General features: G+C 71.1%; 15 protein-coding genes. 8 read left to right on the forward strand and 7 right to left on the reverse strand.

Annotated features, from left to right (window positions below):
- The first annotated feature begins 48 nt into the window (after positions 1 to 48).
- The 6 genes from NOO62_RS21525 (at position 49) to NOO62_RS21550 (ending at position 5,998) form a co-directional block, all read left to right on the forward strand.
- Positions 49 to 699: a Uma2 family endonuclease gene (locus NOO62_RS21525; protein WP_268772526.1), complete on the forward strand. Its 651-nt coding sequence runs from the start codon at positions 49 to 51 to the stop codon at positions 697 to 699.
- A 239-nt stretch (positions 700 to 938) separates the two neighbouring features.
- Complete coding sequence (locus tag NOO62_RS21530; RefSeq protein WP_268772527.1) at positions 939 to 2,210, forward strand: aspartate kinase; 1,272 nt, start codon at positions 939 to 941, stop codon at positions 2,208 to 2,210.
- Positions 2,207 to 3,265 carry an aspartate-semialdehyde dehydrogenase gene (locus tag NOO62_RS21535; protein ID WP_268772528.1) on the forward strand — a complete coding sequence of 353 codons (1,059 nt, stop codon included), beginning with the start codon at positions 2,207 to 2,209 and terminating at the stop codon, positions 3,263 to 3,265. The genes NOO62_RS21530 and NOO62_RS21535 overlap by 4 nt, the downstream gene beginning before the upstream one ends.
- Positions 3,266 to 3,612: 347 nt before the next feature.
- Complete coding sequence (locus NOO62_RS21540; RefSeq protein ID WP_079075189.1) at positions 3,613 to 4,275, forward strand: SigE family RNA polymerase sigma factor; 663 nt, start codon at positions 3,613 to 3,615, stop codon at positions 4,273 to 4,275.
- A 188-nt stretch (positions 4,276 to 4,463) separates the two neighbouring features.
- Positions 4,464 to 5,543: a hypothetical protein gene (locus NOO62_RS21545; RefSeq protein WP_268772529.1), complete on the forward strand. Its 1,080-nt coding sequence runs from the start codon at positions 4,464 to 4,466 to the stop codon at positions 5,541 to 5,543.
- An 83-nt stretch (positions 5,544 to 5,626) separates the two neighbouring features.
- Positions 5,627 to 5,998 (forward strand): hypothetical protein, encoded by a 372-nt coding sequence (locus NOO62_RS21550; protein WP_268772530.1) that lies wholly within the window; start codon positions 5,627 to 5,629, stop codon positions 5,996 to 5,998.
- Positions 5,999 to 6,008: 10 nt separating this feature from the next.
- Here NOO62_RS21550 and NOO62_RS21555 read toward each other — a convergent pair whose 3' ends face one another.
- Positions 6,009 to 6,863, reverse strand: a complete 855-nt coding sequence (locus NOO62_RS21555; RefSeq protein WP_268772531.1) for an SURF1 family protein — start codon at positions 6,861 to 6,863, stop codon at positions 6,009 to 6,011.
- 112 nt (positions 6,864 to 6,975) lie between these two features.
- A complete protein-coding gene (locus tag NOO62_RS21560; RefSeq protein WP_398978261.1) occupies positions 6,976 to 8,748 on the reverse strand; it encodes a prolyl oligopeptidase family serine peptidase in 1,773 nt (590 codons plus the stop codon).
- Positions 8,749 to 8,888: 140 nt separating this feature from the next.
- Between NOO62_RS21560 and NOO62_RS21565 the strand changes: the two genes are divergently transcribed.
- Positions 8,889 to 9,722, forward strand: coding sequence for a class I SAM-dependent methyltransferase (locus NOO62_RS21565; protein WP_268772533.1), 834 nt, complete (start codon positions 8,889 to 8,891; stop codon positions 9,720 to 9,722).
- A 3-nt stretch (positions 9,723 to 9,725) separates the two neighbouring features.
- On the opposite strand, the gene NOO62_RS21570 is transcribed toward NOO62_RS21565, so the two are convergent.
- Positions 9,726 to 10,253 (reverse strand): hypothetical protein, encoded by a 528-nt coding sequence (locus NOO62_RS21570; protein ID WP_268772534.1) that lies wholly within the window; start codon positions 10,251 to 10,253, stop codon positions 9,726 to 9,728.
- 151 nt (positions 10,254 to 10,404) lie between these two features.
- Between NOO62_RS21570 and NOO62_RS21575 the strand changes: the two genes are divergently transcribed.
- A complete protein-coding gene (locus tag NOO62_RS21575; RefSeq protein ID WP_398978620.1) occupies positions 10,405 to 11,277 on the forward strand; it encodes an RNA polymerase sigma factor SigF in 873 nt (290 codons plus the stop codon).
- Positions 11,278 to 11,307: 30 nt separating this feature from the next.
- Here the strand turns inward: NOO62_RS21575 and NOO62_RS21580 are convergent, their stop codons facing one another.
- From NOO62_RS21580 to NOO62_RS21595, 4 genes are read right to left on the reverse strand one after another with little or no spacing between them, the layout of a single operon-like run.
- Positions 11,308 to 11,874 (reverse strand): hypothetical protein, encoded by a 567-nt coding sequence (locus NOO62_RS21580; RefSeq protein ID WP_268772536.1) that lies wholly within the window; start codon positions 11,872 to 11,874, stop codon positions 11,308 to 11,310.
- Positions 11,871 to 12,800, reverse strand: a complete 930-nt coding sequence (locus NOO62_RS21585; RefSeq protein WP_268772537.1) for a DUF6286 domain-containing Asp23/Gls24 family envelope stress response protein — start codon at positions 12,798 to 12,800, stop codon at positions 11,871 to 11,873. The genes NOO62_RS21580 and NOO62_RS21585 overlap by 4 nt, the downstream gene beginning before the upstream one ends.
- Positions 12,797 to 12,982 (reverse strand): hypothetical protein, encoded by a 186-nt coding sequence (locus NOO62_RS21590; RefSeq protein ID WP_268772538.1) that lies wholly within the window; start codon positions 12,980 to 12,982, stop codon positions 12,797 to 12,799. The genes NOO62_RS21585 and NOO62_RS21590 overlap by 4 nt, the downstream gene beginning before the upstream one ends.
- Before the next feature lie 3 nt (positions 12,983 to 12,985).
- A complete protein-coding gene (locus NOO62_RS21595; protein WP_268772539.1) occupies positions 12,986 to 13,510 on the reverse strand; it encodes an Asp23/Gls24 family envelope stress response protein in 525 nt (174 codons plus the stop codon).
- Positions 13,511 to 13,543: the final 33 nt, after the last annotated feature.

Raw genomic sequence — 13,543 nt, forward strand, 5'->3', positions numbered from 1 at the left:
GGTCAAGGAGGCGACGCCATGACCCCCAGCACTGAAGAGCGCCCGGAGATGTCCGTCGAGGACTTCGAGGAACTCGTCCGCAGGGCTCCGGAGACCGTGCGCAACAAGCTCGAATTCCTCGGGGGAAGGTTGTGCGTGAAGCACGGTCCGATCGATGCCGAGGACTTCGAGGAACTCGCCCGAGTGGCCCCCGAAGCGGTGGTTCTCGAGCTCATCGACGGAAAACTAGGGGTCAAGCCCGTGCCGGACGGCGACCACGGAGAGATCATCATGTGGTTGCTGCGACAGTGCATGCGGCAACGCCCGGAACTTGGGCTGTACCCCGAGCAGGGATTGGTCGTCGCGGGGTACCGCGCAGGACGTGCGAAGCCCGACGGAGCGCTTGCGCCGGTAGGGAGTTTCGGCGGGCAGGGGGAGTGGGCGGACCCCAGCAGCGTCCTCATGGTCGTTGAAGTCACTTCGTACGACCGCGACACCGACCGCCGCGACCGCCACGAGAAGCGACACGGGTACGCCCGCGCAGGAATCCCCGTCTACCTCCTCATCGATCGGGACAGTGACACCGTGACAGTGTTCAGCGGCCCCCTCGACGGCGACTACCGGCGGAGCGCCGCATACGCGTACGGCGCCACCGTCGGGCTCCCTGCCCCCGTCGCCATCACCCTGCACACCGAGCAGCTCAAGGACTACACCGCCTGAGGCCCCCGGCCAGATCCTGTGACCCACCCCACTTTCCGGAGTGCCCCGCTCCGAACCGGGCATGTGCCAAGCCGAGCGGTCGGAACGTACGCCCCGAGAAGCGGGAGACGTATGCCGAGGTGATCAAGTCGTGAGCGGGACATCTCACGATGCGATATCGCCCTGGCGAATTTCGGCCGCTCGTTAGACTGAGCCGACCGCAGTAGTGCGGTAAGAGACGGACTGAGCGAGGAGCGCACGTGAGCCTTGTCGTGCAGAAGTACGGAGGCTCCTCCGTAGCCGATGCCGAAGGCATCAAGCGGGTCGCCAAGAGGGTTGTCGACGCCAAGAAGAACGGCCATCAGGTCGTTGTCGTGGTGTCCGCCATGGGTGACACGACGGATGAGTTGATCGATCTTGCCGGGCAGGTGTCACCGATCCCTGCCGGGCGCGAATTCGACATGCTGCTGACCGCTGGTGAGCGGATCTCGATGGCCCTGCTGGCCATGGCGATCAAAAACCTGGGCCACGAGGCCCAGTCGTTCACGGGCAGCCAGGCCGGCGTCATCACCGACTCCGTCCACAACAAAGCGCGGATCATCGATGTCACCCCGGGCCGCATCCGGACCTCCGTCGACGAGGGCAACATCGCCATCGTCGCCGGGTTCCAGGGCGTCAGCCAGGAGGGGAAGAACATCACGACCCTCGGGCGTGGTGGCTCGGACACGACCGCCGTCGCCCTCGCCGCCGCTCTCGACGCCGAGGTCTGCGAGATCTACACGGACGTGGACGGTGTCTTCACCGCCGACCCGCGTGTGGTGAAGAAGGCCCGGAAGATCGACTGGATCTCGTTCGAGGACATGCTGGAGCTCGCCAGCTCCGGCTCCAAGGTGCTCCTCCACCGCTGTGTGGAGTACGCCCGCCGTTACAACATCCCGATTCACGTGCGGTCCTCGTTCTCGGGGCTTCAGGGCACATGGGTCAGCAACGAACCGCAAGGGGACCGCAAGGTGGAGCAGGCCATCATCTCCGGTGTCGCGCACGACACCTCCGAGGCCAAGATCACGGTCGTCGGCGTGCCCGACAAGCCGGGCGAGGCCGCCTCGATCTTCCGCGCCATCGCGGACGCCGAGGTCAACATCGACATGGTCGTGCAGAACGTGTCGGCCGCCTCGACGGGCCTGACCGACATCTCCTTCACCCTCCCCAAGGCCGAGGGCCGCAAGGCCATCGACGCCCTGGAGAAGACCCGCGCGGCCATCGGGTTCGACTCTCTCCGGTACGACGACCAGATTGCGAAGATCTCGCTCGTGGGTGCCGGGATGAAGACCAATCCCGGCGTCACCGCGACCTTCTTCGAGGCGCTCAGCGACGCCGGCGTGAACATCGAGCTCATCTCGACCTCCGAGATCCGCATCTCGGTCGTCACGCGCGACGACGACGTGACCGAGGCCGTCCGCGCCGTGCACACCGCCTTCGGGCTCGACTCCGACACGGACGAGGCCGTGGTTTATGGAGGCACCGGCCGATGAGCCGTAAGCCGACGCTCGCGGTCGTCGGAGCGACCGGGGCCGTCGGCACCGTCATGCTCCAGATCCTGTCGCAGCACGCCGACATCTGGGGCGAGATCCGACTCGTCGCCTCTCCGCGCTCGGCCGGCAAGAAGCTGGCCGTGCGTGGGGAGGAGAGCGAGGTCCTTGCCCTGTCCGAGGAAGTCTTCGACGGGGTCGACGTCGCCATGTTCGACGTACCCGACGAGGTGGCCGCGCAGTGGGCGCCCGTCGCCGCCGCCAAGGGCGTCGTCGTGGTCGACAACTCCGCCGCCTTCCGGATGGACCCGGACGTCCCGCTGGTCGTCCCCGAGGTCAACCCGCACGCCGCGCGCGTGCGGCCGCGCGGCATCGTCGCCAACCCGAACTGCACGACGCTCTCGATGATCGTCGCCGTCGGCGCGCTGCACGCCGAGTTCGGCCTGCGCGAGCTCATCGTCTCCTCGTACCAAGCGGTGAGCGGGGCCGGGCGCGATGGCGTGGACACGCTGCGGCGGCAGCTGAAGCTGGTCGCGGGCAGCGAGCTCGGCACCAGCCCCGGAGACGTACGCAGGGCCGTCGGCGACGACACCGGGCCCTTCCCCGAGCCCGTCGCGCTGAACGTCGTGCCGTGGGCCGGGTCGCTGAAGGACGACGGCTGGTCGTCGGAGGAGATGAAGGTACGGGACGAGTCGCGGAAGATCCTCGGGCTCCCGGGGCTTCGCGTCGCCGCGACGTGCGTACGCGTGCCCGTCGTCACCACCCACTCGCTGACCGTCCACGCGCGCTTCGAGGACGAGGTCACGGTGGACCGCGCGCGCGAGATCCTCGCCACCGCGCCGGGCGTCGTCCTGTTCGACAACCCGGCCGCCGGGGAGTTCCCCACCCCCGCGGACGTCGTCGGCACCGACCCCACCTGGGTGGGCCGGGTACGGCGGTCGCTGGACGACCCCACCGCGCTGGAACTCTTCGTGTGCGGGGACAACCTGCGCAAGGGGGCCGCGCTGAACACCGCTCAGATCGCGGAGCTGGTGGCCGGGGAGTTCACCGCCGGCTGAGGCCGACTTCGCGTCACGGCCGGTATTGGTACATACCACCCCAGGGCCGAGCCCTATGGGGGATCTGTGTAAGTTCTGTGTCCAACTCAGTGGTCGTGCGTCCTTGAAGTGGATCATCTCCGCGTTCGAAGATTCGCATCTGATCACTGCAACCGGCGACGGGCGGGGGGACGTCTTTAGCGGTCGCCCTTCAGGGGCGGCCCGAGCGCCGGAATAATGGGCATAGGGGAAGAGCTGGTACGCATGGGGGCATTTGATGCATCGTCACGAGCGGTGCCCGCGCGACCTGCCGCAAACGCGACGACGGATGCGTACAACCCTGATGGGGGGAAGCGTGTCCAACAAGCGTGGCAGAGGTACTCGACTTCACAGCGGTACAGGCGAGAGGCGCGGCGACACTGCGCCCCACTCGTCGTCCCCGCGCGACCGGTGGCATGCCGGTGATCGCACCCATGCCCGCGGCGCGTCCGACCCGCATCCCGGCGCAGCGCGAGGGCGCTGACGACACGATGACCGCGGGCACAACAGTCGACCATCTCACCGAGACCTACCGCGCCCACTACAGGTCGCTGCTCGGCCTCGCCGCGCTGCTCCTGGACGACACGGCGTCCTGCGAGGACGTCGTGCAGGAGGCGTTCATCAGGGTGCACTCGGCGCGCAAGAGGGTGCGGGACCCCGAGAAGACGCTGGCCTATCTGCGCCAGACCGTCGTCAACCTCTCGCGGTCCGCGCTGCGCCGACGCATCCTCGGGCTGAAGCTGCTCTCGAAGCCGATGCCCGACATGGCGAGCGCGGAGGAGGGGGCGTACGACCAGCTGGAACGCGACGAGCTGATCAAGGCCATGCGCGGCCTTCAGCGGCGCCAGCGCGAGGTCCTCGTGCTGCGCTACTTCGCCGACATGACCGAGGCGCAGGTCGCCGAGACGCTCGGCATATCGCTGGGTTCCGTGAAGGCGTACGGCTCGCGCGGCATCGCGGCCCTGCGGGTCGCCATGGAGGCGCCGGCATGAGTGAGCGCAAGCGTGACGAGCAGGGCGGAATCGAGCGGCATGGCAGGAACGACGACGTGAACCACGGTCCCGTAGGCGATCCCGATTCCGATACCGGGTCCGACACCGGGTCCGAGACAGCGCCTGAGTCTGTGGCGGGGTCGGAGGCTGAGCCGGGAGCGGATGACGGTGCCGGTGCCGGTGCTGGTTTGGAGCGGCTTCGCGCCGTCGTCGGGGGCGGAGCCGGTTCCGAGGCGGAGCCCGGCTCCGGAGGAGCGCGGGACACGCAGGGTCACGACGAGGACCTCGGCTCCGACGAACTCGCACTGCGGCGGCTGATGCGGCAGGCCGTGCAGGAGATCGAGCCGGGTGACCGCGCCCTCGACCACCTGCGGCAGGCCGTCCCCGCGCGCCGGGCCCGCAAGCGCCAGGCCGTCGTCGGCCTGGCCGCCGCCGCGCTCTTCATCGGCACCGCCGTTCCCGCCCTGGTGCACGTCACCACCTCCAACGGCGACTCCGACGACCGCACCTCGATCGCGGGCAACAGCCAGGACGCGCAGGGCGGCTCCGGTCAGGGCAAGGGGCCTGACGGGGGCGAGAAGGACGCCGGGGCGAAGCCCGACAAGTCCAAGGGCAAGGACAAGAAGGACAAGAAGGAGAAGAAGGAAGGCAAGGGGAAGGGCGGCACGGGCGGCGGCGGTACGGGATCGCCCGACCCCTCCACCTCCGAGGCCGCCAGCTCCCCCGCCTGCGACGCCACCCAGCTCGGCGCCACCGGCAGCACGAACCCGGCGGACGCCAACGGCGCGGTGTACGGCTCCTTCCGCGTCTCCAACATCTCCGACAGCAGCTGCACCGTCGAGGCGGCGGGTGCCGTCGGCGCGGTGGCGCAGGGCGCGGCCGACCCGGCGAAGGTCGGCGTCATCGACCACACGGCGGGCGACGCGGCGGCCGGACTGCCCGACCCGTCGCTCGAGGCCAGCCCGCTCGTACTGCAGCCCGGCGCGGCGTACGAGGTGAAGTTCGCCTGGCTGCCGTCGGACAAGTGTGCGACGGACGGCGGGGAGCCCACGCCCAACCCGACGCCCTCCGAGGGCGGCGGCGGGACTCCTGAGGGCGGGACGCCCGACGGTACGAGCGCGCAGCTGGAGCGGTCGGACGGCGGCGTGACCGACGGCAGCGTCGTGGTCTCCCTGACCGCGGAGGCGGGGGCGCCCACAGCGGGGACGACGATCACCAACGCGTGTGCGGGGACGGTGTACCGCACCGGGGTGCTGCCCGCTTCCTAGGCCGGTCTACGATCGCGTTCCGGTGACGGTGCAACCCCCGTCGACCAGGCGTTCAGTAGCCGACCCAGGGAGATGGGGCACGGATGGGTCTCAAGGCGGGCCAGCGGGTGGTGCTGGCAGCGGACACCCCGCTGACCGATACGGCCGAGGTGGCGGGGGTGGTCGTGGGGTTCCTGTCCCTGGCGGCGGGCACCGTCGGCACCGTCGAGCAGGTGGTCGGCCACCAGGACGAGAGCGACGACGTGCGCGAGTACGAGCGGCTCAAGTCGCTGCTCGACGCCTTCGGGGGCGAGATGCCCACGGGGAGCAGGAAGCAGCTCGAAGAGAAGGTCGGTGCGCTGGAACCCGCGTGGACCGCCTTCCAGGAACGGGCGCCGCGTGTGAGCGTGCGGGTCCGCTTCGACAACGGGTTCATCCTCGACGGGGCCGACGAGGGCGTCTTCGTCCCTGCCTGAGGCGCGAGCTCTAGGCGGTGGCCTCGGTCTCGGCCTTGGACTCGGTCTCGGTCTTGGTCTGGGCCTCGGCGTCGGTCTCCGTGGGCTCCGGGTCGGGGAGCAGGCCGAGTCGTGCGTCGCGGGCGAACTCCGCCTCGCGGCGGAACAGCCGGAACCACATGAAGAGGACGAAGCCGGCGAAGACGAACCACTCGCCGGTGTAGCCGAGGTTCTGGAACGCCTTCAGGTCCAGGCCCGTGTTGTTCGGCGCGGTCGCCGGGACCGCCTTCATGCCCGCGTCGGCCTTGTCGAGAGTGATCCACGCGTCGTACACGTCGTCGCGTACGAGGTTCACCAGTGACGCCGAGCTGATCGCGCCCAGCTGGTCCTTCGGCAGGCCGCCCGCGGCGCTGACGCCGTTGGAACCCGGGCTCTCCGAGGCCTGGAGTGCCCCCTTGACGGTGACCTCGCCCTCGGGGGCGGCCGGGGCCTTCGCGGCGTTCGCGTCGCCGGGGAGCCAGCCGCGGACCACGGGCAGTGACTTTCCGTCGTCCGTACGGAGCAGCGTCAGCACGTAGAACCCGTGCTTCTCGTCCAACTCGCGATCCGGTACGAGGAGTTGCCTGCCGTAACGGCCCGTTGCCGTGGCCTGCTCGCCGGAGGTTTCCTTGTCCACGGGGAGCAGGGAGCGGAGGGGGCGGGCCTTGGCGTCGCCGTTCGCCTCCGCGGACTGCTCCTTGGCCTGCTCCTTGGCGGACTCGTGATCCTGTACGCGGTCCTCGAAGCGGCCGAGCTGCCAGGAACCCATGAAGATGCAGAAGGGGATGGCCAGCACGACGAAGACGTTGATCCCCCACCAGCGGGGCGTCAGCAGAAACCGGTACACACCCCCACGGTACGGGGCCCCTACGGGGCGCCTGCCCCTGGGGTCCGCCCCCGCACCGCTCGGTGCGGGGGCGGACCCGCGTGGGGCTCAGCGCTCCGCTGTCCGCTGTCCGCTAGGGGAGGTGGCGGGAGGCGAAGCTCAGTTCCAGGGCGATCTGCTTGATGCGTTCGTCCACGACCAGTGACCCGTGGCCCGCGTCATAGCGGTACACCTCGTGCGTCGCGCCCCGCGAGGCCAGGCGGTTCACGTAGTTGTCGATCTGGCGGATCGGGCAGCGGGGGTCGTTGACGCCCGCGGAGATGTAGACGGGGGCCTTCACGTCGTCCACGTACGTGAGCGGGGACGACGCGCGGAAGCGGTCGGGGACCTCCTCCGGCGTGCCGCCGAGCAGCGTGCGGTCCATGGACTTCAGCGCTTCCATCTCGTCGTGGTACGCCGTCACGTAGTCCGCGACGGGCACCGCCGCCAGACCGACCGCCCAGGACTCGGGCTGCGTGCCGAGGCCGAGCAGGGTGAGGTACCCGCCCCAGGAGCCGCCCGCGAGGACGAGCCGGTCGGGGTCGGCGAGGCCGGACGTGACCGCCCACTCCCGCACCGCCGCGATGTCCTCCAGCTCGATGAGGCCGACGCGGTGCTTGAGGGCGTCGGTCCACTCCCTGCCGTACCCCGTGGAGCCGCGGTAGTTGACGCGGACGACCGCGTACCCGTGGTCGACCCAGGCCGCCGGGCCCGCCGCGAAGGAGTCGCTGTCGTGCCAGGTGGGGCCGCCGTGGACCTCGAAGACGGTGGGGAGGGGGCCGGAGGAGCCGGCCGGGCGCTGCACCAGTGCGTGGATGCGGCCGCCGGGACCGTCCACCCACACGTCCTCCACCGGCACGGACTTCGGCGCCTTCATGCCGGGCGGGTCCAGGACCACGCCGCCCGCCGTGGAGCGGACCACCGGCGGCTCGGCTGCCGACGACCACATGTACTCCACCGAGCCGTCGGGGCGTGCCGTCGCGCCGGAGACGGAGCCCGCGGGAGTGTCGATGCGGGTGAGCGCCGCCGTCGCCAGGTCGTAGCGGAACAGTTCGCCGCGGGCCTCGAAGCCGTGGGCCACCAGGAGCGCGGAGCCGTCCGGGTACCACTCGGCGCTCACGTCGCCCGGCAGGCCGAGCACCAGGTCGTTCTCCTCGCCCGAGGCGACGTCCCACACCATCGGCTCCCAGCGGCCGCGCCGCTGATGTCCGACGAGCAGCCGCGTGTCGCCGTCGACCGGGGCGAAGCCGAGGACCTCTAGGCCCAGCTCGACCGTGCCGCCCTTCGTGTCGTCCAGCTCGGCGACGGTCGAGCCGTCGGGCCTGATCACCCGGAGGGCGGAGTGCATCGCGTCGCCGTGCTCCGTGTGCTCGACGGCGATCAGCGTGCCGTCGTGCGAGAGGTCGCCGACGCCCGCCGACTCCCGGTGGCGGTACACCTCGACCGGGGCGGGGCTGTCAGGACGTACGACATGGATCGTCGATCCTTCGTCGTCCGTCGAGCGGCCCACGACCACCGTCCCGCCGTCCCTGCCGAGGGCGAGACCCGCCGGATAGGAGGGTTCGAGGCCGTGCACCGCGGGCTCGTCGGTGCCCCCGGCGAACGGCTGGCGCCGCCAGATGCCGAACTCGTCGCCGTCCGTGTCGTCGAACCACCAGATCCACTCGCCGTCCGGCGACAGCGCGCCGTCCGTCGTGCCGTTCGGCCGCTCCGTCACCTGGCGCTGGGCGCCGGTCGCCCTGTCCCACGCGTACAGCTCATACGTCCCCGTCGCGTTGGACACGAACAGGGAGCGCTCCGGAGCGTCCTCCGCCCAGTCCGGCAAGGACACCCGCGGTGCCCTGAACCGCTTCTCCCAATCCGGCATCCCCGACATAGCAGGCACCCCTGCGTCGTTTCCTGCACCCGGCCCGCTCGTCGCACCCGTCTCGCTCATGCCCCCATAGTGCCTGCCCCCGCCGACAATCCGCTGGCGGGATTCCCCAGCCTGTGGATAACTTTCCGACCATGTACTCCCCGACGCCCGCCGACTGGCGCGAGACCAACCGGAGACGATGGGACGAGAGGGTCCCTCTCCACCTCGCCAGCGACTATTACGACCTGGAGGCCTTCCGCGCCGGCCAGGACCCGCTCCGCGACCACGAGCTCGCCGAGGTCGGCGACGTACGCGGGAAGTCCCTGCTGCACCTCCAGTGCCACATCGGCCTGGACACCCTGTCCTGGGCGCGGCACGGCGCGTCCCGCGTGGTCGGCCTCGACTTCTCCGAACCCGCCGTCGAGGCGGCCCGCGAGCTCGCCGCCGAGCTCGGCCTCACCCCGGAGCGGGCCACGTTCGTCGCCGCCGACGTGTACGACGCGGCGGAGGCGGTGCCCGACACCTCGTACGACATCGTCTACACCGGCGTGGGCGCCCTCGGCTGGCTCCCCGACGTCCAGCGCTGGGCCGAGACCGCCGCCTCACTGGTCGCGCCCGGCGGCTTCCTCTACCTCTCCGAGTTCCATCCGCTCACCGACGTCCTGGACGACGCCACGGGCTCACGCATCGAGTACGACTACTTCGCGCGCGACGCCTGGGTCGACGAGGCACCCGGCGGGTACGCGGACACGACGACCCCCACCGTCCACAACCGCACCGTCGAGTGGCAGCACCCGATCGGCGACGTCGTCTCCGCGCTCGCCGCCGCGGGCCTGCGCATCGAGTTCCTGCGCGAGCGCGACCAGACCCTCTTCGAACGCTTCGGCACGCTCGAACTCCGCGACGGCGTCTACCGCTTCCCCGCGGACCGGCCCAGGGTCCCCCTCATGTACTCCCTGCGGGCGAGCAGACCCGTGGGCCGGTAAGGGCTACGGCAAGGGTGACGGCGGCCGTAACCAGCCCTCGCACCGCGGTGCGAACTCGCCCAGCTTCGTCCAGTCCCACGACTGCAGCACCTCGCGGCCCTGGTCGTCGTCCGGCCTGATGACGGCGACGACGACGTCCGACGTGTGCCGGGTGAGGAGCAGCGTCCGCAGCCGGTACGCGACGTCCGAGCCGCGCTCCGCGGGCGCCACCATCACCTCGCTCAGCAGAAAGATCCGCCCCGAAGCGGTCTGTTCGACGACGGCGGGGGACAGGACGTGGCGGAACGCCTCCCACCACTCGCTGCCCCGCTCGGCCCGGTAGCCGTAGAGGCAACCGACCAGGCCGCCCGCCACGTGGGCCACGACCATGTCGAAGTCCGTCTGCTGTACGTCGTGTTCGAAGCGGCGCAGGAAGTCAGGCCGTACACCTGGTCCTGGCCCGCCGCTCGCGTCCACATAGAGGTCGGCGACCGCCTCCCGCTGCCCCTCCGCCTGCCACCGGCTCAGCCGCCGCAGGAACATCTCCGGCATGTGCGCCTCCCGCCCCGCCCCGTTGAGGGCGACTCCCCGTGCACCCTGAATCCGCATGGTGAGCTTAAACCTGGAAGTACTGGGAAGGCGGGACTATGGATATCCGTCCCTTGCCCCGAGCGAAGGTGAACCCGTGCAGACACCCACTCAGTTGACTGCGACATCTGTACAAGAGGAAGCGCGCACGGCTGTTGCCCCTTGGGAAGAGGTGTCCGGCAGCGAACTGCCGTGGGTCGAGGACGCGGGGAGCGTCGCGCCCAAGGACGCGCGGGACTTGTCGAAGCTCTTCTTCGACAAGCTCCAGGTCCTCGAAGAGGGCACGCACGAATACCAGTACGCGCGCAACACCCTGATCGAGATGAACCTGTCGCTCGTGCACTTCGCGGCCAGTCGGTTCCGCGGCGGCAGCACCGACATCGACGACATCGTGCAGGTCGGCACGATCGGCCTGATCAAGGCCATCGACCGCTTCGACCTGTCCCGCGAGGTCGCGTTCAGCACCTTCGCGCTGCCGTACATCTCCGGTGAGATCAAGCGCTTCTTCCGCGACACCACGTGGGCCGTGCACGTCCCGCGCCGCCTCCAGGAGCTCCGCGTCGACCTGGCGAGGGCCAAGGAGGCGCTGAGCGCCGAGCTGGACCGCGAGCCCACCGTCCGGGAGCTCGCGGACCACCTCGACCTCACCGAGGAGGAGGTCAACGACGGCCTCGTCGCCGCCAACGGCTACACGGCGGGCTCCATCGACGTCCCCGTCAGCCAGGACGACGGCTCGCAGGGCCGTGACTACGCCGACGTGCTCGGCGAGGACGACCCCTCCCTCGACCTCTTCGAGGACCTGCACGCGCTCGCCCCGCTCATCGAGCAGCTGAACGAGCGCGAGCGGCACATCATCGAGATGCGCTTCGGCCAGGAGATGACGCAGGCTCAGATCGGGGACGTGCTCGGGATCTCCCAGATGCACGTCTCGCGACTGCTGACACGCACCCTCGCCAAGCTCCGCTCCGGACTGCTCACCGAACGCTGACACCGCGGGCCGGGACGTCGGCCGCCCTCGCTACCGCGACCTCCCCGTGAGCCGTACGTCGGCGATCAGCGGGCGCGGTGACACCGCCGCCCGCGCCTCGGCCACCGTCTGCCGGGCGAGGCACCGCAGCACCGCCTCCGGAGAGGCGTCCGGCAGCAGGACCAGCGTGATGCGGGCGCGCAGCCGCCGCGGACCCCCGCGCAGCCGCACGCGCACGTGGGCCACGCCTTCGATGCCGCGCGCCCGCTCGGTCATCGCCGCCGCCAGCGCCGGCCCGGACAGCGTCACGTCGGGCTGCCCCAGCGGCAGTTCGCGCAGGCGCCCACCGCGCACCTGCGCCCACGCCCACCCCAGGAACAGGAGTACGCCGACGGAGAGCGCGGCGATCACCACCGGCGTCCACCAGCCGTGGTCCCGCCACCGCCCGAGCTCCTCCCCGTCCACCCACACCCGGTCGGAGCCGAGCCGCGGCACGTCCGACGGCAGCCGGTCACGTACGACATCGGTCGCGGACGCGAGGACGGCGCCCGCACCCAGGAGCGCCACGGCGAGACAGAGCAGGGCGGTGCGGTTGACGCCGGTACGGAGGCCGCTCATCCGTCCTCACCTCCCCGTACCGGCGCACGCCACGCCGGTTCCGTGCGCAGCCGGACCCGCAGCCGCGGCGGCCGCGCCACTCCAGAGGACCCCAGGACCCGCTCCGCCGCCTCCGTCAACGCCGTACGCGCCGGTTCGAGTTCACCGAAGGCGAGCCCCGCCCGCACGGTGACCCCGCGCCGTCCGACGCGGACCCGCGCGCGCGTGATGCCGGGTAGACCCGATACGGCGTCCCGCACCAGTGACGCCAACGCGCGCCGGTCGATGGCCGCGTGGACGTCGGACAGCGGAGCCCGCATCGGCAGGCGGCCGCGGGAGCCCGGCGTGACGGCGAGGACCATCAGCCACACGCCGAGGCAGAACACCGCGAACGCGGCCACCGCGCCGGGCCACACGCCCCGGTGCGGCCCGTGCGTGGCGAGCCATTCCATGAAGTCGGCCCGCCACCGCGCGGGTGCACGCCCGGCCGCGTGCACGGCCAGTACGTCGTACAGGAACACGCCGCACGCGGTGGCGGCGACGAGCGCCGTCACCGCCACGGGCACGCGGCGCGCGGACCACGGCCGCCGCACTCGAGCCCCACCACCGGCCTCCGCCGCCTCCCGCGTCGCCTCCACGGCCTTCGCAGGCCGCACGCGCAGCGCCCGCACCCGCACTCGCGCCGACGGCACGACGAGGCCGGTGAGCCGCGCCGTGCGGTCGGCGACGTGCGACCGGACGCGTTCGCCGGACTCGTCGAGCACGGTGGGGTAGGGCAGCGTCACAGCGACGTCGACCCGCGCCCGGCGGCCGCGGACCGACGCCGTACTCCGGTCCGTCCTGACCTCACCGGGCGCGAGCGCCTCCGTTGCGGCCCGCCCGGCGATCCGCCGCACCGCGCGGTCGGCGATCTTCGTCGCACCGCGGTCCGCCGCGGGAACGCTCATCGCCGCCCCCGGTCACGGGCGCCGAAGAAGCCCCGTACGTCCGTGCCGTCCTCCACGAGGCGGCCCACGACGAAGCCGACCGCGCCGAGCGCACCGACCAGGAGGAACGCCCCGAAGCCGCCGAACCACGCGGCGAACCCCAGGGCCATCCCGGCGACCAGACCCACCAGAGCTGTGCTCACCGCCTACTCCACGCGCGTCTCGCCGGCGGAGTCCGGGCTGTCGTCGTCGGGCAGTCGTACGTCGTTGACGGCGACGTTGACCTCGACGACCTCGAGCCCGGTGATGCGCTCCACGGCGGCGATGACGTTCTCCCGCACCTCGTGGGCGACATCGGTGATGGGCACGCCGTACTCGACGACGATGTCCAGGTCGATCGCCGTCTGCCGCTCGCCGACCTCGACCTTCACCCCGCGCCCCACGTTGGGGCGTCCGCCGGGGACCCGGTCGCGGACGGCGCCTATCGTCCGCGAGAGCCCGCCACCCATGTCGTGCACGCCGGGTATCTCCCGCGCGGCCGTGCCGGCGATCTTCACCACGACCACGTCGGCGATGGACGTCTTGCCGCGGGTGGCGGCCGGTTCGGTGGCCCCGGTGCGGCCCGCCACGGTGGTGCTGCCCGGCACGGTCTGCACGGTGCCGGTGAGGCCCTGTTCGGAGCCGTGCGACGCCGTAGCGGCCGTCTTCGTAGTGCTCTCCTGAGTCGCCATGGAAGGCATCTCCTCGTCGTCAGGTCGTCGGGG

The sequence above is a fragment of the Streptomyces sp. Je 1-369 genome (assembly GCF_026810505.1).
GTDB lineage: Bacteria > Actinomycetota > Actinomycetes > Streptomycetales > Streptomycetaceae > Streptomyces.

Bases quoted from the DNA above. Each gene is read 5' to 3' on its own strand.
- NOO62_RS21560 (WP_398978261.1), bottom strand. From the start codon at position 8,748: ATGCCGGATTGGGAGAAGCGGTTCAGGGCACCGCGGGTGTCCTTGCCG.
- NOO62_RS21535 (WP_268772528.1), top strand. From the start codon at position 2,207: ATGAGCCGTAAGCCGACGCTCGCGGTCGTCGGAGCGACCGGGGCCGTC.
- NOO62_RS21565 (WP_268772533.1), top strand. From the start codon at position 8,889: ATGTACTCCCCGACGCCCGCCGACTGGCGCGAGACCAACCGGAGACGA.
- NOO62_RS21585 (WP_268772537.1), bottom strand. From the start codon at position 12,800: ATGAGCGTTCCCGCGGCGGACCGCGGTGCGACGAAGATCGCCGACCGC.
- NOO62_RS21550 (WP_268772530.1), top strand. From the start codon at position 5,627: ATGGGTCTCAAGGCGGGCCAGCGGGTGGTGCTGGCAGCGGACACCCCG.
- NOO62_RS21570 (WP_268772534.1), bottom strand. From the start codon at position 10,253: ATGCCGGAGATGTTCCTGCGGCGGCTGAGCCGGTGGCAGGCGGAGGGG.
- NOO62_RS21525 (WP_268772526.1), top strand. From the start codon at position 49: ATGTCCGTCGAGGACTTCGAGGAACTCGTCCGCAGGGCTCCGGAGACC.
- NOO62_RS21580 (WP_268772536.1), bottom strand. From the start codon at position 11,874: ATGAGCGGCCTCCGTACCGGCGTCAACCGCACCGCCCTGCTCTGTCTC.
- NOO62_RS21595 (WP_268772539.1), bottom strand. From the start codon at position 13,510: ATGGCGACTCAGGAGAGCACTACGAAGACGGCCGCTACGGCGTCGCAC.